General features: G+C 40.6%; 16 protein-coding genes. 14 read left to right on the top strand and 2 right to left on the bottom strand.

Features of this window, described 5'->3' with window-relative positions; genetic code table 11:
* Positions 1 to 15 precede the first annotated feature (15 nt).
* The 14 genes from flhA to ACFI4Z_RS03195 all read left to right on the top strand — a co-directional run bounded on the left by flhA (position 16) and on the right by ACFI4Z_RS03195 (position 14,101).
* Positions 16 to 2,124: a flagellar biosynthesis protein FlhA gene (gene flhA, locus ACFI4Z_RS03260; protein ID WP_099296720.1), complete on the top strand. Its 2,109-nt coding sequence runs from the start codon at positions 16 to 18 to the stop codon at positions 2,122 to 2,124.
* Positions 2,125 to 2,147: 23 nt separating this feature from the next.
* The gene (gene flhF, locus ACFI4Z_RS03255; protein ID WP_462669292.1) at positions 2,148 to 3,653 is read left to right on the top strand and encodes a flagellar biosynthesis protein FlhF; all 1,506 of its coding nucleotides are present in this window, start codon (positions 2,148 to 2,150) and stop codon (positions 3,651 to 3,653) included.
* The gene (locus ACFI4Z_RS03250; protein ID WP_099296718.1) at positions 3,646 to 4,506 is read left to right on the top strand and encodes a MinD/ParA family ATP-binding protein; all 861 of its coding nucleotides are present in this window, start codon (positions 3,646 to 3,648) and stop codon (positions 4,504 to 4,506) included. The genes flhF and ACFI4Z_RS03250 overlap by 8 nt, the downstream gene beginning before the upstream one ends.
* 26 nt (positions 4,507 to 4,532) lie before the next feature.
* On the top strand, positions 4,533 to 5,243 hold the full coding sequence (locus ACFI4Z_RS03245) for an RNA polymerase sigma factor FliA (protein ID WP_099296797.1): 711 nt from the start codon (positions 4,533 to 4,535) through the stop codon (positions 5,241 to 5,243).
* A gap of 40 nt (positions 5,244 to 5,283) precedes the next feature.
* Complete coding sequence (cheY, locus tag ACFI4Z_RS03240; protein ID WP_099296717.1) at positions 5,284 to 5,667, top strand: chemotaxis response regulator CheY; 384 nt, start codon at positions 5,284 to 5,286, stop codon at positions 5,665 to 5,667.
* A gap of 17 nt (positions 5,668 to 5,684) precedes the next feature.
* Positions 5,685 to 6,452, top strand: coding sequence for a protein phosphatase CheZ (locus ACFI4Z_RS03235; protein WP_099296716.1), 768 nt, complete (start codon positions 5,685 to 5,687; stop codon positions 6,450 to 6,452).
* A gap of 14 nt (positions 6,453 to 6,466) precedes the next feature.
* Positions 6,467 to 8,674: a chemotaxis protein CheA gene (locus ACFI4Z_RS03230; RefSeq protein WP_462669291.1), complete on the top strand. Its 2,208-nt coding sequence runs from the start codon at positions 6,467 to 6,469 to the stop codon at positions 8,672 to 8,674.
* A 64-nt stretch (positions 8,675 to 8,738) separates the two neighbouring features.
* The gene (locus tag ACFI4Z_RS03225; protein WP_462669290.1) at positions 8,739 to 9,872 is read left to right on the top strand and encodes a protein-glutamate methylesterase/protein-glutamine glutaminase; all 1,134 of its coding nucleotides are present in this window, start codon (positions 8,739 to 8,741) and stop codon (positions 9,870 to 9,872) included.
* Entirely contained in the window at positions 9,865 to 10,629 is a 765-nt protein-coding gene (locus ACFI4Z_RS03220; protein WP_462669289.1) for a flagellar motor protein, read from the top strand. Before ACFI4Z_RS03225 ends, ACFI4Z_RS03220 begins: the two co-directional genes overlap by 8 nt.
* 9 nt (positions 10,630 to 10,638) lie before the next feature.
* Complete coding sequence (locus ACFI4Z_RS03215; protein WP_462669288.1) at positions 10,639 to 11,604, top strand: flagellar motor protein MotB; 966 nt, start codon at positions 10,639 to 10,641, stop codon at positions 11,602 to 11,604.
* Between the two features lie 8 nt (positions 11,605 to 11,612).
* Positions 11,613 to 12,383 (top strand): ParA family protein, encoded by a 771-nt coding sequence (locus ACFI4Z_RS03210; protein ID WP_099296711.1) that lies wholly within the window; start codon positions 11,613 to 11,615, stop codon positions 12,381 to 12,383.
* Positions 12,384 to 12,386: 3 nt separating this feature from the next.
* Positions 12,387 to 13,163: a chemotaxis protein CheW gene (locus ACFI4Z_RS03205; RefSeq protein ID WP_462669287.1), complete on the top strand. Its 777-nt coding sequence runs from the start codon at positions 12,387 to 12,389 to the stop codon at positions 13,161 to 13,163.
* A gap of 19 nt (positions 13,164 to 13,182) precedes the next feature.
* Positions 13,183 to 13,680, top strand: coding sequence for a chemotaxis protein CheW (locus tag ACFI4Z_RS03200; protein WP_058559788.1), 498 nt, complete (start codon positions 13,183 to 13,185; stop codon positions 13,678 to 13,680).
* A gap of 16 nt (positions 13,681 to 13,696) precedes the next feature.
* Positions 13,697 to 14,101 carry a DUF2802 domain-containing protein gene (locus ACFI4Z_RS03195; RefSeq protein ID WP_462669286.1) on the top strand — a complete coding sequence of 135 codons (405 nt, stop codon included), beginning with the start codon at positions 13,697 to 13,699 and terminating at the stop codon, positions 14,099 to 14,101.
* Positions 14,102 to 14,129: 28 nt separating this feature from the next.
* On the opposite strand, the gene ACFI4Z_RS03190 is transcribed toward ACFI4Z_RS03195, so the two are convergent.
* Both ACFI4Z_RS03190 and fliK read right to left on the bottom strand, forming a co-directional pair.
* Positions 14,130 to 14,435 (bottom strand): EscU/YscU/HrcU family type III secretion system export apparatus switch protein, encoded by a 306-nt coding sequence (locus ACFI4Z_RS03190; protein ID WP_099294380.1) that lies wholly within the window; start codon positions 14,433 to 14,435, stop codon positions 14,130 to 14,132.
* A gap of 2 nt (positions 14,436 to 14,437) precedes the next feature.
* Positions 14,438 to 17,224, bottom strand: a complete 2,787-nt coding sequence (gene fliK, locus ACFI4Z_RS03185; RefSeq protein ID WP_462669285.1) for a flagellar hook-length control protein FliK — start codon at positions 17,222 to 17,224, stop codon at positions 14,438 to 14,440.
* Between the last annotated feature and the right edge of the window lie 80 nt (positions 17,225 to 17,304).

Raw genomic sequence — 17,304 nt, 5'->3', positions numbered from 1 at the left:
TGAAATTGTAGAGTTATGGAATTTAAAGCTGTATTACAACAACTTAACAAAGATAAGAAAGAGTATGCTAAAGGCGTTGGTACGCCTTTGCTGGTGCTCGCTGCGCTGGGTATGGTTATTTTACCACTCCCTCCATTCTTACTTGATATTCTTTTTTCGTTTAATATAGCCCTCGCTTTAGTGGTTTTATTGGTTACTGTTTACACCATGAAGCCGGTCGACTTTGGTATGTTCCCAGCGGTATTACTTATCGCAACCATTATGCGTTTGGCACTTAACGTTGCCAGTACTCGGGTGGTATTACTTGAAGGTCACAATGGCGGCGATGCTGCTGGTAAAGTAATTGAAGCCTTTGGCTCTGTGGTTATCGGTGGTAACTATGCCGTTGGTCTTGTCGTATTCTTAATTCTCATTATTATAAACTTTGTTGTAATCACCAAAGGTGCTGGACGTATCTCAGAGGTATCAGCGCGATTCACGCTTGACGCTATGCCTGGTAAACAAATGGCAATCGATGCAGACCTAAATGCTGGTTTTATTAGTGCAGAGCAAGCAAGGGATCGCCGTGAGGAAGTAACTCGAGAGGCGGATTTCTACGGCTCAATGGATGGTGCGAGTAAGTTCGTAAAAGGCGATGCAATCGCTGGTATTGTTATTTTAATCATTAACATTATTGGTGGCTTATTTGTTGGCATGATCCAACATGACCTTTCATTTGGTCGCGCAATGGAAGTGTATACATTATTGACTATAGGTGATGGCTTAGTTGCTCAGTTACCTTCATTACTTTTATCAATCGGTACCGCGATAGTTGTTACGCGTCAAAATGAATCGTTGAATATGGGCGATCAGTTCAAAAGTCAGCTTGGCAACGAGAAATCTTTGTTTATTGCATCTGGTATTTTAATCGTAATGGGCTTAGTACCTGGTATGCCACATTTTGCCTTTTTAAGTTTGGGTGCACTACTAGGCTACCTTGCTTATTACACGCAGCAAAACAAGCTTAAAGAAGCGGCTGCAAAAGAGGAAGAAGCTGCAAACGGTGGTCCTGCAGGAACAGGCGTTGCGAATAAACAAGAACAAAAAGAGCTTGGTTGGGATGATGTACAACAAGTAGATGTAATTGGTTTAGAAGTAGGGTATCGCCTTATTCCATTGGTTGATCAATCACAAGGCGGTGAATTGTTAAATCGCATCAAAGGCGTCCGTAAGAAGCTTTCACAAGAACTTGGCTTTTTAGTACCGCCGGTGCATATTCGCGATAATCTTGAGTTAGACCCTAATGCATACAGAATAACAATGATGGGCGTATCAAGTGGAGAAGGTGAACTTAAGCATGGTGATGAGCTTGCTATCAACCCAGGTCAAGTATTTGGTCCAATCAAGGGAATAGAAACAAAAGATCCCGCTTTCGGCTTGGATGCTGTATGGATCAAAGCGAATCAAAAAGATGAAGCGCAGTCATTAGGTTACACGGTTGTTGATGCAGCCACAGTTGTTGCAACACATATTAGCCAGTTATTAACTAACAGTGCTGCACTTTTGCTTGGTCATGAGGAAGTACAAAATTTATTAGATATGCTTGCTAAGAGTCATCCGCGCTTAGTGGAAGGCCTGGTGCCAGATGTGTTACCACTAACTACAGTGGTTAAAGTATTACAAAACTTACTTAACGAAGGCGTTGCAATACGTGATATGCGTTCTATTGTTCAGACACTTGTTGAGTATGGTCCGCGAAGCCAAGACCCAGATGTACTAACGGCTGCAGTGCGTATTTCACTGCGTCGATTAATCGTGCAAGATGCGGTTGGTATGTCTTCAGAAATCCCAGTCATAACTTTGGCGCCTGAGTTGGAACAGATGTTGCATCAGTCACTTCAAAATGCAGGCGACGAAGGTGCCGGAATAGAGCCAGGACTTGCAGAGCGACTTCAACAGTCATTGACTGAAGCGCATCAGAATCAAGAAATGGCCGGTGAACCTTCGATATTGCTAACGTCAGGAATGTTACGCACTGTGTTATCTCGATTTGTTAAGTACACCATCCCAGGTTTACGGGTAATGTCTTATCAAGAGGTACCAGACGAAAGACAGATCAAGATTGTCAGCTCAGTAGGCCAATAATTGATTTAGAAGGGTTGTGAACCATGAAAATAAAACGTTTTTTTGCTAAAGATATGCGTACCGCACTAAAAGAAGTTAAAGATGAACTAGGTGTTGATGCGGTTATTATGTCAAATAAAAAGCTAGCTAATGGCGTTGAGATTGTTGCTGCTGTTGATTACGACAAAGCTGCACCACAAGAGTCAACTCCTCAGCCAGCGGCTCAAGCACAAAGCAACCCTAATAATTTTATAAAGCCAGCGCCTAAACGTGCTCCACAAGAACCACAGGCTGCAGTTGCTGACAGTTTACAAGCATTGCTTGAGCGTCAATCACCTCGCCCTCGTTCTCCAGAGCTTGCGTCAATGTTTAACCAATCGGGTATTGATACCTCGACGCAGTTTCAACCTCAGGAAACGCAACAGCAACCTAGGTACTCAGAGCAACCTAGAAGAGTTAATGAGCCGCAGGCTCACCCAGATTTTGCCCGTAGAGAGCCAGCTCCTCAGGTTCGAACTCAGGCTCATAGCTTAGGTTTTGATGATGAATTAGAAAGTGACTTTGATGATCTAGGCGCTCCTTTGCAATCGCAAGCAAGCGCAGCAAATCCGCAAAGCGATGAAATGACTTCCATGCGTGATGAAATGAATGCAATCCGTCAACTTCTTGAACACCAAGTATCAGGTTTAATGCAACAAGATATGGCGCGTCGTGACCCTACGCGAGCTTGTATGATTGACCGTTTGGTTGGCATGGGAATAGAGCATGATGTTGCAGAGCAAATGGCGTGTTTTATTCCTGATGATGTATCTCGTCAAGAGGCATGGAAAGCGTTATTGCAAATGGTTGAAAACCAAATGCACACGACCAATAATGAAATCTTACGTCAAGGCGGTGTTTATGCTTTAGTTGGGCCTACAGGTGTGGGCAAAACCACAACAGTGGCCAAATTGGCTGCACTAGGCGCACAAAAGTATGGCGCAGATAAAGTAGCGTTAATTACCACAGACACATACCGTATTGGTGCTTATGAACAACTTGCTACTTATGGGCGAATTATTGGTTGTGGCGTAAAACAAGTAAAAGATGCTAATGAATTAGCAGAAGTTTTATACCATTTACGAAATAAGCGACTAGTATTAATAGACACAGCAGGAATGAGCCAAAGAGACTTACGGTTAACTGAGCAGCTAAACACGCTAATGCGTAATCAGCGCGTTGATATTCGTAGTTATTTAGTGTTAAGCGCCACAGCACAAATTAACGTACTGCAAGAAACTGTAAGGCACTTTAAAAAAGTTCAGCTAAATGGCTGTATTTTCACAAAACTGGATGAATCGCTTAGTTTAGGCGAGATTATTAGCATAGCGATTCAAAATCGCCTCCCAATAGGGTATCTTACTAATGGTCAACGAGTTCCTGAGGATATTCGTGTAGCAAATGCTGAAAAATTGGTTAAAAAAGCAGAGCAGCTATACCTAAAAAGAACAAAAGTACAACATTCAAGGCGTCAAGCAGTAGCGTCAAGCACAGTAGGGATGTATGATTAACACAGTATTAGATCAAGCAAGTGGCCTGCGAAAGATGAGTCAAAACAATAATAACAGCGTAAAGGTTATCGCTGTTACTGGTGGTAAGGGTGGTGTAGGTAAAACTAATGTATCACTTAATACTGCAATAGCTTTAGGCCAATTAGGTAATAGGGTTTTAGTACTGGATGCCGATTTAGGCTTAGCTAATTGCGATGTGATGCTTGGTTTACGCGTAGAGCGAAATTTATCTCATGTTCTTTCTGGGGAATGTGAACTTGACGAAATCTTAGTTGAAGGGCCTGCAGGTATAAAAATAGTCCCTGCAACCTCTGGTTCTCAAAGCATGGTCGAGTTGTCACCTTCAGAGCATGCCGGATTAATTCGTGCATTTAGTGAGTTGAGCACTGAGTTTGATATTTTAATTGTTGATACTGCCGCAGGTATTTCTGACATGGTGCTGAGCTTTTCACGCGCAGCGCAAGACGTCATGGTTGTTGTTTGCGATGAACCGACTTCAATAACAGATGCTTACGCACTAATCAAAGTGCTCAGTCGTGAGCATGGTGTGTACAAATTTAAAATAGTTGCCAATATGGTGCGCAGCATGCGCGAAGGCCATGAGCTATTTGCCAAACTTTCCAAAGTAACAGATCGCTTTTTAGATGTTTCAATGGAGCTGGTTGCAACCGTGCCCTATGATGAGAATATGCGTAAATCTACTCGTCGACAAAAGGTCATTGTGGAGTTGTTTCCTAATTCCCCAGCAGCAGTTGCATTTAAAACATTAGCGACAAAAGCAGTAAAATGGCCTATACCTAATCAACCATCTGGCCATTTAGAGTTCTTCATAGAAAAATTAGTAAACGGCTAACTATGACTGCATCGGTGAATAAAGCGATGGGATATCAATCTACAGTAAACTTAAATGCAATTATTGAGAAACATGCTTCATTAGTTAAAAAAGTAGCGTGTCACCTCATTGCGCGTTTACCTCCAAGCGTGCAACTAGATGATTTAATACAAGCTGGTATGATTGGGTTAATTGAAGCGTCAAAAAATTTCGATACCTCAAAAGGTGCCAGCTTTGAAACCTTTGCTGGCATAAGAATTCGTGGTGCGATGCTTGATGAAATGCGCCGTGGTGACTGGGCTCCACGCTCGGTTCATCGCAACAGTCGAATGGTAGCAGAAGCAATTTCAGGGTTAGAAAGCGAATTAAACCGTGAACCTAAAGACTTTGAAGTTGCTGAAAAACTTGATATTACGCTTGATGAGTACCATCATATCCTTAGTGATGTAAATTCGAGTAAAGTACTAGGCATTGAGGATTTAGGAGTTGATGAAGATGTTATAACTCCTGTTGGTCAAGATTTTGCACTGGACAAGCCCTTTAATAACGTTAAGAATGAACGTTTTAATGAATCCTTGTTAGCTGCGATAAAGTCTTTGCCAGAGCGGGATGGGCTTGTGCTCTCGCTATATTACAATGATGAAATGAATTTAAAAGAAATTGGGCACATACTCGATGTTAGTGAATCGCGTGTGAGCCAGATACATGGTCAGGCGATGATTAAGCTAAAAGCAAAAATCAATGACTGGATAAACTAGAAGTAAGTAAATATAGGTTCAGACCTCACCGGAGGATGTTTTGGATAAAAACATGAAAATTCTTGTTGTTGATGATTTTTCGACGATGAGACGTATCATCAAAAATCTTTTAAGAGATTTAGGCTTTACAAATGTACAAGAAGCTGACGATGGTTCAACAGCTTTACCCATGTTACAAAATCAAGAATTTGATTTTGTTGTAACCGATTGGAATATGCCGGGTATGCAAGGTATTGATTTATTACGTGCTATCAGAGCTGATGGAACGCTTAAACATATCCCTGTATTAATGGTGACAGCAGAAGCTAAAAAAGAACAAATTGTTGCTGCTGCTCAAGCCGGCGTTAACGGCTACATTGTAAAACCATTTACTGCCGCAACACTGAAAACCAAATTGGAAAAAGTGTTCGAGCGCCTAGGCTAAATAAATAGGAGAGGCTTATGTCAGCACTTGCTGCGCCTCAGATCAGTTTAGAACAAGCCCGTCAGCTTGTTGTTTACCTTGAAAATGGCGAACAAGAAAAAGCTGACCAGCTAATTATTGATGCGGCTTCTCAAGAGCAATCTGAGTTGTTTGCTGAAGTAGGTAAGTTAACGCGTCAACTGCATGATGCGTTAAAAAACTTCGAACTTGATACGCGCTTATCGGATTTGACGACAGATGCACTTCCAGATGCAAAACAGCGTTTAAACTATGTTATGGAAATGACTGAAAATGCTGCCAACAAAACGATGGACGCGGTTGAAGCAAGTTTACCAATAGCGCAAGAATTAGCAGATGAGATTGCTCATATCAAGCCAACTTGGGATCGTTTGATGAGTCGTGAAATTGAGCTTGGTGAGTTTAAAACACTTTGTCATAGTTTAGATAAATTTATGAGCCATTCTCATACTAAAACAGATGAGTTACAGGGCTTAATGACAAACGTGTTAATGGCACAAGATTTTCAAGATTTAACAGGTCAAGTTATACGAAGGGTCATTGAATTAGTTAGAGAAGTTGAAGATAGCTTAATTCATTTACTTACCGCTTTTGGTAGCCACGAGCTTGGTGGTGAAAAAATAAAAACACCTGCCGAAGCCGTAACACCGCCTGCACAAGATACACTTGCCGGTCCTGAAGGACCAATTATTGACAAAGAATCGCGAGATGACGTAGTCAATGGGCAAGATGATGTTGACGATTTATTGTCAAGTTTGGGCTTCTAAGAGGAGAGCACTGCATGAGCTTTGAAGTCGATGAAGACATTTTACAGGATTTTCTAGTTGAGGCTGGAGAAATCCTTGAGCTTTTATCAGAACAGCTAGTAGAGCTTGAAAATAATCCGGATGATACCGATTTACTGAATGCGATATTCCGCGGCTTTCACACAGTTAAAGGTGGTGCCGGCTTTTTAAGCATGACCGAGTTGGTTGATGCTTGCCATGGCGCTGAAAACGTATTCGATTTGCTGCGCCAAGGTGTACGGACAGTCAACTCAGAGCTCATGGATGTTATACTGCAGGCGCTTGATACTATTAATGAAATGTTCGCGACTATTCAAAATCGTGAACAGCCTGCGCCAGCAGACCCTGAACTGCTAGCGGTTCTACACAAGTTAAGTCAGCCCCCTAGTGATGATGAAAAAGACCCTGTTTTAGGTCCAGATGCAGTTGCAGCCGCACCCGCAGAAGAACCTGCAACGGAAGAGCCCAGTGTTAATGATGAAGATCCGTTTGCCTTTGATGAGCTATTTAATGGTGAAGTAGACAATAGTTCAACAGAAGACAACATTGATGAAATCACTGAAGATGAATTCGAAAGCTTACTTGACGAATTACATGGTAAAGGCCAAAGCCCAATAACTGAAAGTGCCCCAGCACAACCTAGCTCATCTGGTAATGACATAACAGATGATGAATTTGATAATTTATTAGATGAATTACATGGTGTAGGGAGCTTCGGTGAAGTTGCTGTAGATAAGGCCCCGCCAGCTGAACAACAAGTGAAACCAGCTGAGACAAAAAGTTCTGTTAGTGATGAGTCTGGTGACGACATAAGCGATGATGAATTTGAGGCTTTGCTTGATGAACTTCATGGCAAAGGTTCAGCACCTAAAGCAGTTGCAGAGAATGCAGTTGAACAGCCTGTAGCAAAAAAACCAGAACCCCCTAAAGCTGTTCAAAAGCCTGCACCAGTTAGTAAACCTGCCACACCAGCTGCTGAGAAACCAGCTACACCATCAGCTCCGGCAGCAAGTGCTGCTAAAAAGCCACCACCACCACAAGCTGAAACAACCGTTAGGGTGGATACAAAACGCCTAGACGAAATAATGAATATGGTCGGTGAACTTGTATTAGTCAGAAATCGTTTGGTTAGCTTAGCAACAAATACTAATAACGAAGTGATGGGTAAGGCAATTTCTAATTTAGATGTTGTCACTGCTGACTTGCAAGGCGCGGTAATGAAAACCCGCATGCAGCCAATCAAAAAGGTTTTCGGTCGATTTCCTCGAGTTGTTCGTGACTTAGCAAGGAGCTTGAAAAAAGACATTAATCTATTGCTAGTTGGTGAAGACACAGATTTAGATAAAAATTTAGTGGAAGCATTGGCTGATCCATTAGTTCACTTGGTGAGAAACTCAGTTGACCACGGCATCGAGATGCCTGATGTTCGTGAAGCAGCAGGTAAATCAAGAACAGGTAGCGTGACATTATCAGCATCTCAAGAAGGTGATCATATACTGCTTACTATTCGTGATGATGGTGCAGGTATGGATGCTGAAAAACTGAAAAAAATAGCAATTAGTAAAGGCGTGCTTGATCATGAGCAAGCGAGTCGCTTATCGGATACCGAAGCATATAACTTAATTTTTGCACCAGGGTTCTCAACTAAAGAAGAGATTTCTGATATTTCAGGCCGCGGTGTCGGTATGGATGTTGTTAAGACTAAAATTAATCAGCTTAATGGCTCTGTTAATATTCAGTCTGAACTTGGTGTGGGTACTATACTTGAGATAAAAGTACCGCTCACGTTAGCAATTTTACCGACCTTAATGGTTGTTGTTGGTGAGCAAACATTTGCCCTACCGCTTGCAGGTGTAAGTGAAATATTTCATTTAGACTTAACACAAACTAATGTCGTTGATGGGCAGTTAACAATCATAGTCCGTAAGAAGGCAATTCCATTGTTCTACTTAGAGCACTGGTTGATTAAAGGTGCAGATAGATCACAACGAAAAGCGCAAGGGCATGTTGTTATTGTTCAAATAGGTACTCAAAAAGTGGGTTTTGTTGTTGATTCATTAATCGGCCAAGAAGAAGTAGTAATAAAACCATTAGATGCTCTATTACAAGGCACGCCAGGTATGGCGGGGGCTACAATCACCTCTGATGGTGGAATTGCATTGATATTAGATGTGCCAAGTCTACTAAAGTTTTATGCTGGCTAGCCCATACTTATCCTTTTATGAGAGCCTTTGGCTCTCATAGGTAAAATTTAACAAGAGTGTACCAATGGCAGTTAAAGTATTAGTTGTTGATGATTCAAGCTTTTTTCGCCGTAGAGTCAGTGAAATTCTTGAACAAGATAAGGATATCGAAGTAATTGGTTTTGCTGTTAATGGCCGAGAAGCCGTTGATAAAACCAGTCAATTACGTCCAGATGTTATTACCATGGATGTAGAGATGCCCGTTCTTGATGGAATTAGCGCTGTAAAAGAAATAATGGCTGCTAATCCAACACCTATCTTAATGTTTTCGTCATTGACGCGCGATGGTGCAACGGCAACCTTAGATGCACTGGATGCGGGTGCGTTGGATTTCTTACCAAAGAAATTTGAAGACATAGCACGAAATAACGAAGATGCGATAAAGCTATTACAAAATAAAGTCAAAGAAATTGGCCGTAGACGAATATCCAGATTTAACCGCCCAAGTCCTTCTATTACTTCGCGTGCAGTACCAAGCAAAGAGTCGTCTACCCGCAGTTCAGTTATTCAGCCAGATCGTTCTTTTAGCCGTTCAACGCCTTCGCCTAGCCCAAAATCGGAAGTGCGTGCATCGGGTAAAAAATATCAAATAGTCGCAATAGGAACATCTACAGGGGGACCTGTAGCCTTACAAACCATATTAACAAAATTACCCGCTAATTTTCCGCATCCTATTTTGTTAATTCAGCACATGCCAGCTGCATTTACTCCTGCATTTGCAGCAAGGTTAAATGGGTTGTGTAAAATAAAAGTGAAAGAGGCTCAACAAGGCGATAAATTGATGCCTGGTACAGCTTATTTAGCACCCGGCGGTCAACAAATGCTTGTAGAAGGGCGTGGTGGAAATAAGACATTACGCGTATTCGAAGATGACAGTGCGAGAATAACTTATAAACCTAGTGTTGATGTAACATTTGCCAGTACGGCAAAAGCCTACCAAGGTGATGTATTAGCAGTTGTTTTGACAGGTATGGGTGCTGATGGTCGGGATGGTTCTAGAATGCTTAAACAGGCTGGTGCAACTATTTGGGCACAAGATGAAAAAAGTTGCGTGGTTTATGGCATGCCTCAGGCCGTTGCAAATGCAGGCTTAGCAAGTGCAGATATTGCATTAGATGAAGTTGCGAGCCGAATTATCCGTGAGATTGGGTGTGGATAAACTCTCATTTTTAGGTGTAATTGTTGCACTAGGTGCGATTACATTTGGATATGCTTTAGAAGGCGGTATTGTATCTGCCTTATTTAGTGGGCCAGCACTCCTTATTGTTTTAGGTGGAACAATAGGGGCTGTGATGTTGCAGTCTCCTTCAAGTACATTTCTAAAAGCTTTGAAAATTAGCTATTGGGTTTTTTTTCCGCCGCGTCATGATATTGACGGAGCAATTGAGCAAGTAAAACAGTGGTCAATAAAGGCTCGCCAAGAAGGATATCTCGCGCTTGAAGACACAGCACTGAACCATCCAGATCCTTATGCGGCAAAAGGGCTTAGTTTATTAGTTGATGGAGTCAGTGATAAGGCGTTACGTGACACGTTAGAAATAGATCTGTTACTTGAACGTGAACGTTTGCTTGAAGCAAGCCGAGTATACGAAGCTTTTGGAGGTTATAGCCCAACTATTGGTATCTTGGGGGCTGTTTTAGGATTGATTCAAGCAATGTCGTTTATTACCGAGCCAGAAAAATTAGGAGCGGGTGTTGCAACTGCATTTATTGCAACCATTTATGGTGTTGGTTTAGCTAATTTGTTGTTTTTGCCAATGGCTAATAAGTTAAAACAACAAGTGGAACAAAAGATGCTTTATCATGAGTTATTAGCAGAGGGTATCATGGCAATTAGCCAAGGTGATAGCCCAGTCAATATAGAGCTAAGACTAGAAGCATATCGTATTGAAAGACCAACCTTACTACCTGAGTAAAAATTTCTGATGATGCGTCGTAAACTACGTAACAATAATGCCAGTAATCAACATACTGAGAGATGGTTAGTATCTTATGCTGATTACATGACAATTATGTTTGCGTTTTTTGTTGTTATGTATGCGATGGCCATTAATAAAGAAGAAAAATTCCAAGTATTATCTGACTCATTAGAACAAGTATTTGTTAAATCTGCTCGTCAACACAGCCAAGAGGGAACGGGAGTTACTGGCACGGGTTTACTCACAGATAGAGTAAGTCCAGAAAAAGAGCTTTTATTTGGCGAAAGTATTCAAAAGCAAGAAGTAGGGCCAGAGTTACTCGATGGACAAAGTGATACAAGCAATATAAAACAAAAGCACCTAGGTAAACCTCTTGATAGCTTATTGACAAAATTACAATCTGCTTTAATTGATGAAATACGTGATGGTGAAGCAAGTTTAGAGTTACATCAGGATTGGCTAATCATTGAGTTAAGTTCTGGAATGTTATTTTCAAGTGGCAGTGCAGTTGCGCACTCCAGAGCAAAGTCTGTTATTAGCATGGTAAAAGATATCATTTCACCGGTGGATAATTATATTCGAGTGCGCGGTTATACTGATAATGAAACTATTCGCAATGAAATTTTCCGTTCGAATTGGGAGTTATCAGTCGCCAGAGCTACCTCTATTTTGATAGAGTTGGAGAGAATGGGTATAAACCCTGCTAGAATGGCTATAGAGGGATATGGGGAGTATTCTCCTTTTGCCGATAATACGACAGCACAAGGGCGAGCACAAAACCGTAAAGTAGTTGTAGCTTTATCGAAATACGGGTTGCCTGAACAAAAGGCTGTTGACAGTGATGATGCATCGGAAGAAGTTGAAGCTTCGATGCCCGAAGAGGTTGAACTGCCCTCAAATGATAATTCCATTAAAGTAATCCAATTACCCCATGGTGGGATTCGTATTACAACGCGAAATGAAGAACAATAAGGTGTAATGTGAAAGTTTGGACAGTAGCAAATCAAAAGGGCGGTGTTGGCAAGACAACAACAGCAGTTAGCCTTGCAGGTATTTTGGCGTTGCAAGGGAAGCGGGTATTGCTGATTGATACTGACCCTCATGCTTCTTTAACCTATTATTTTGGCATCGATTCTGAAGATCTAGAAGTTAGCGTTTATGATATCTTTGCACGTGGTAATACAATGCAAAGCGAAGAGATCTTACAAGCTTTATGTCCTTCAAATATCGCTAACCTTGATATCTTACCTGCAACTATGGCTATCGCAACACTCGACCGTAGCATGGGTAATAAAACGGGCATGGGGCTTATTCTAAAAAAAGCATTACTTAAAATTAGCGATCATTACGATTACGCTATTTTAGATTGTCCACCAGTGTTAGGCGTGCTAATGGTTAATGCACTGGCTGCCAGTGAGCGAATATTAGTGCCAGTACAAACTGAGTTTCTCGCTCTAAAGGGTTTAGATAGAATGATGCGCACGATGGAATTAATGCAAAGCTCGCAATCAAAGCAGTATCAATATACCATTATCCCTACTATGTATGATAAGCGCACGAATGCATCTTTGGAGGCATATAAAACCCTTCAACAAACATACAAAGATAAAGTATGGCCGGGGGTAATTCCCGTCGATACAAAGTTTCGAGATGCTAGCCTTGCGCAACAAGTGCCTATTCAATTTTGTCCTCGTTCACGGGGTGTTTTTGCTTATCGTGCGTTATTAGATTATTTGATTGAACAAGGTTAATTGATGAGTAAGCAGTTGTTTGCTAATGAAAAAGTAATGACCCAATATTTGGATGCTTTGCTGTGCGATGAAGACTCTTCAGCACTTGAACCAGTGGCTAAATTACTTGAGCAAGTTAAACCATCAGCAACTGAAAAAGAGTTAACACCAAAAAACACTACACAAGCAATAATGCAGCCTGATGCTTTAGAAGAGCCTATTTTGCAGGCTGAGCAAACATCAAAGCTTGAGAAACCAGAAATTCAAGCTAATATCAAAGATATAGCTGAAACAGAACTAACGATAAATGAATCGGTTGAAAAAACGCCTGTTCAACGCCAAGAAGACTATTTTGATGGAGAGTTTCAGGCACTATTTTTTGAGGTGGCAGGACTCACGTTAGCGGTGCCATTAAAAGCACTCGGTGGTATTCATCAGTTAGGTGAAGTTACTCAACTTTTTGGAAAACCTAAGTGGTTTAAAGGTGTAATGCTTAATCGTGATGAAAACTTAAATGTGGTTGATACAGCACGATGGGTAATGCCAGAAAAATATACCCAAGAGCTTGAAGAGAAACTAGACTATCAGTACTTAATTACCTTAGGTGATAGTCAATGGGGATTACTAGCTGAAAAATTAGTAAATAATATTACCTTGCGCTCTGAAGACGTAAAATGGCGGACTAATAGCGGTAAACGTCCATGGTTAGCAGGCGTGATTAAAGAAAAAATGTGTGCCCTAATTGATGTAGAGTATTTAAATCAATTGCTGGAGCAGGGCTTAGATAGCCGTGAGCAGTAACGATAATCGGAGTAATAGCATGAGCGAAGAAAGATTAGTGTCAAGTAGTAAAAATGCCGATAGCAATGACGAGGTATTGCAATGGGTAACGTTTAAACTTGAATCAGAGACCTACGGTGTGAATGTAATGCAAGTACAAGAGATATTGCGTTATACCGAAATAGCCCCAGTTCCAGGTGCACCTAGCTATGTACTTGGTATAATTAACTTACGTGGTAATGTTGTAACAGTTATTGATACGCGTGCTCGTTTTGGCTTAATGTCTGCTGAAGCAACTGATAACTCTCGTGTTCTTATAATTGAGGCTGAAGAGCAAGTAATCGGTATTTTAGCTGATAGTGTGGCTGAAGTTGTATATTTACGTAGCTCAGAAATTGACAGCGCACCAAATATTGGAACAGAAGAGAGTGCTAAGTTTATTCAAGGCGTCAGTAATCGCGATGGCGAGTTATTAATTTTGGTTGATTTGAATAAATTACTAAATGATGAAGAGTGGGATGAGTTAAGCAATATTTAATGCTTACGGACAAACTATGCTGTTACTCTCTTTAGTGTGTAGCGCACTTTTTTTAATACTAGTGTGCTTACTATTTTTATATATTTTAAATAAACGATTAATAGCTTCTGAGCAAGCAAACCAGAAGCAGTTGGCTAACGCATTACAACAAAATAGCATTTTACGTAGTGAAGTAGCTGAAATGCGTGCTGGAATGCTTAGTATTGGTAAGCGTTTGGTCGATGCAGAGCAAAAGAGTCAAGAATTAGCACAACAGCAAGATGCGCAAAAATATGACGACCCAGATGCTAAAATCTACTCACGAGCTGTAAAAATGGTAGAGCTGGGGGCTGATATAGAAGAGATTATCCGTGAGTGTGAACTACCGCGTGCGGAAGCTGAGCTACTTATATCACTGCATCAACAAAAAGGCGCTAGTTAGCGCCTTTTGTTTAAAGTCTCTAATCTGTTCACGCCTTTATATCCAACTTCCCTTGGAAGTCTTGCCAACCAGGTGGAAACTTGCCTCTTAGAACGTATGAAAAAGCAATCAGTTCTGCAATAACATAATAAAGCTCTTTCGGGATCTCCTCACCCAGCTCTAAATGAGAAAGGGTTTTAGCGAGCGATTTGTCCTGATGTATCAAAATCCCTTTTTTTTCAGCGGCGGCAATTATTTCTTCAGCTAGTTCGCCAAACCCTTTACTACTAACGGTCGGCGCTTTACCGGCTTCATATAATAATCCAATTGCTGATTTTTGCTCGATATCACTCATATTCAGACCTTAATATTAATAATGGCATGAGATTGGTAAAATGCTTGGTGTTTTGCAGCACCCTGACTTAAATTAAGTTCTCCTACCTGTAACCCATGTGCAGATAGTTTGTGGCGTAAGCTTTCAAGATGAGGGTGCGCTATCGCTGTTACCTCTTGACTGGATGCAAGCAATTTACAATCCAGTGCTTTATCCATTAACTCGGCAGTTATTTGCAACTGACCAAGCTCTGCATAATCAAAATTTAATCGTACAAACCATACATCTTTACCTTCAGGCTTTTCATTGCTCGGTTTTTTATATTTTCCGAGTGATATTTCAGTTTGTGAGGCCTCAGGTGGCAACCTCATCGGTAAGAAAAATTGTACAAAAGCATTACTATCTGTTTGTTGATTAACGGGCGTGCTGGTTACTTGACTCACTGTTGTTTTTATTTGACTCAATTCACTGGCCAATGCTTGGCTGCTTGCTTGGAGCAGTTGCTCCTGAAGCTTTTCACTATTAACGGCTTTAAAACTAGGTACTAATACTTGCAAAAGAGCATCAAGTGAAGTTTGGCCATTAAAATTACCAATACTTGATGTGTTAAGAATAGGGCCGGCCAAGATAGCAACACTCAAATTTTCAACAGCTTGACTGAAACTATTTTGATAAGCAGGCGCAGAAAGGCTGTTAGGCGATATAATGCTTAATACTTCACGCTGAACGGTCTGAGGTTGAATAGTTTGACTGCTAATCATTCGGTTAAAAGCTTGATTAACTAACCGATTAAGGTCTGCATTTTCAGAAATTTTAGGCTGTGCAAGTTGTTCTATTTTTTGGGTTAAAGATGTCCTGTCTAAAGGTAGTTTACTCTCATTTATTAAAGCATTTTCCGGTTTGTAAACATCTTTTGGAATGTTTAGTAAGGGCGCAAGTAGTTTTGCCTCAATAGGTTGGCTTACTTGACTGCTAACAATCGGTGCACTCAAGGGGGCTTTTATGCTAGCAAAATTAATTGGTTTAGTATCTAACCCCGGTGGATTGGTATTATTAAGCTGTTGAGCTTTGTTATGGCTAGCATCTAATATCGCTTTGGCAGTATCAAAGTTTGCAGGCACTGTAAATGACGCAGCTTTAGATGAAGCGGTGTTCGGGGTAGATTGTTGCTGCATTTTTGTAGCCAGTTGAATGACATCAGGCTTTATTTCTTTTGCACTTTTACTTAAATCAGATGCTAAGTTTTTAGCTTCGGCTGGCAATACAGGAGGTGTTAGATTTTTATTCTTTTCAACTTTCACAGTGGGACTTTTATCTACAAAAGATTGGGAAGAAGCGACTGTGTCGGTATTTTTGCTTATTATTTTTGCTTCTTTTGTTAAACCAGTATCTACCGCTATTTCAGTCTGCTTAGCAATTTTCGCTGGCTGGCCAATTTGCGTTGAAGTGGCCTGTGTTGATGTTGTTTTATTCTGTGTATTCGTTTGATTTTGTTGTTGATTGAGTAAAAGGCCATGCTCTGCTGCGTGGCGGTTCAATGGCAATGTAGTCAGCGCGCTTAAACCTGCTTTTATTTGTTGAAAAAGCTGTACTAAAGGTGGCGAGGTATGAAAATGCTTTGGTAGTGCAGTACCACTACTGATATCAGCTTTAAATGGCGAAGGATGTGAGTTTGCAAGTGCCGCTAAGTTTATACGCGTAAGTGATTGTGGAATTAGACTCTGTATTGGTTGCGTAGCTTGAACAGTATTTACAGTTTTACTTATTGATTTTGTGTTTTGAACTGCGCTATTTATAAGGGGGTCTGATTTGCTAAAAGGTTTTTGTTCAAAATAACGTACAGCATCATATATACGTGTTTTAAAGTCCGAAAAACTACTTTGAATCCAAGATTTTATTGGGCTACTAGCATTAAGTAGAGGACTAACAATTGACAGTTGGGGTGTGTGTGGTTGCGCGCTTAGTTTTGCCGACTGTGCCTTAAGTAAGCTATTAAATGTATTAGTTAATGAGTTTTTTAGAGTTACTATAACTTGTGGGTTATTAGTTTTTAGCTGCAGCTTATCATTTACCGCTGTTATTTTTACAGCCTGTAAAGTTGAATTCAATTGTTGTACTTGTTCAGTTTTAACAGGCACGTTAAATGCGCTTTTTTGCTGCGGTATAATCAATTCCACAGCATTATTAATGGCTTTTATTTGTCCGTTAGGCGTTAACTTTGCAAGCCAAGTCGCTAATTTGTTTTGGCTAATAGATTGTTGATGTAAGTTGTCAGCAAATCTATTTAAAACTGTGAGCTTAGTACCTTTATGGTCGCTATTGATGATTGCTTGAATCGGTTGTTCACTCTGTAAAACGCTTGCTACTTCTTTATTTATTGGCAAACTTGCGTTTAATTGTGGGAGCTGTAATTTTGCAGTTGGATGTGTAACAACGGTAGTGGTTAATGGTTTATTGACTAATTGACTGCCGGAACTAATAAAATTCAGTAAATTCTGTAGTTGCTTAACTTGATTAAGCGCCAAGGATATTTGTGTTGGTAAAATAGTGAGTTGCTTACCATCAGCACTTAATTGAACCTCAGCAGAAGGTATTTTTTGTGCATTTGCTGGAGATTGCGTTGTTACTAGCCGCAAGGTTTGCCAGTGATCATTTACCATTATATCCATTTGCAACGAACCTTTAGCGAACACGATGTTTTTAGCGTTTAATGTTTGCCCATTTAAGTCAATGTTTTGCTGAGCAGCATCGGTTGGTGACTGTTTTACAGTCAATGAGTTAGCTAAAGATATTTGCGTTGGTTCATTCATTATTTTAAATCAATTTTTCACTAATCGGTTTCATTGCGTTATTCGTATTACCCTATCATTATGGTAGACTAACGCCTAAT

This window comes from Pseudoalteromonas sp. RWi3 (assembly GCF_054960735.1).
The sequence above is the reverse complement of the archived record's forward strand: the minus strand, read 5'-3'. Positions and strand labels throughout refer to the sequence as shown.

Excerpts from the sequence above, each read along its gene's own strand:
- ACFI4Z_RS03195 (WP_462669286.1), top strand. The coding sequence starts at position 13,697 with ATGCTGTTACTCTCTTTAGTGTGTAGCGCACTTTTTTTAATACTAGTG.
- ACFI4Z_RS03245 (WP_099296797.1), top strand. The coding sequence starts at position 4,533 with ATGGGATATCAATCTACAGTAAACTTAAATGCAATTATTGAGAAACAT.
- fliK (WP_462669285.1), bottom strand. The coding sequence starts at position 17,224 with ATGAATGAACCAACGCAAATATCTTTAGCTAACTCATTGACTGTAAAA.
- ACFI4Z_RS03205 (WP_462669287.1), top strand. The coding sequence starts at position 12,387 with ATGAGTAAGCAGTTGTTTGCTAATGAAAAAGTAATGACCCAATATTTG.
- ACFI4Z_RS03225 (WP_462669290.1), top strand. The coding sequence starts at position 8,739 with ATGGCAGTTAAAGTATTAGTTGTTGATGATTCAAGCTTTTTTCGCCGT.
- flhA (WP_099296720.1), top strand. The coding sequence starts at position 16 with ATGGAATTTAAAGCTGTATTACAACAACTTAACAAAGATAAGAAAGAG.
- ACFI4Z_RS03230 (WP_462669291.1), top strand. The coding sequence starts at position 6,467 with ATGAGCTTTGAAGTCGATGAAGACATTTTACAGGATTTTCTAGTTGAG.
- ACFI4Z_RS03250 (WP_099296718.1), top strand. The coding sequence starts at position 3,646 with ATGATTAACACAGTATTAGATCAAGCAAGTGGCCTGCGAAAGATGAGT.
- ACFI4Z_RS03200 (WP_058559788.1), top strand. The coding sequence starts at position 13,183 with ATGAGCGAAGAAAGATTAGTGTCAAGTAGTAAAAATGCCGATAGCAAT.
- ACFI4Z_RS03190 (WP_099294380.1), bottom strand. The coding sequence starts at position 14,435 with ATGAGTGATATCGAGCAAAAATCAGCAATTGGATTATTATATGAAGCC.
- ACFI4Z_RS03235 (WP_099296716.1), top strand. The coding sequence starts at position 5,685 with ATGTCAGCACTTGCTGCGCCTCAGATCAGTTTAGAACAAGCCCGTCAG.
- ACFI4Z_RS03215 (WP_462669288.1), top strand. The coding sequence starts at position 10,639 with ATGATGCGTCGTAAACTACGTAACAATAATGCCAGTAATCAACATACT.
- flhF (WP_462669292.1), top strand. The coding sequence starts at position 2,148 with ATGAAAATAAAACGTTTTTTTGCTAAAGATATGCGTACCGCACTAAAA.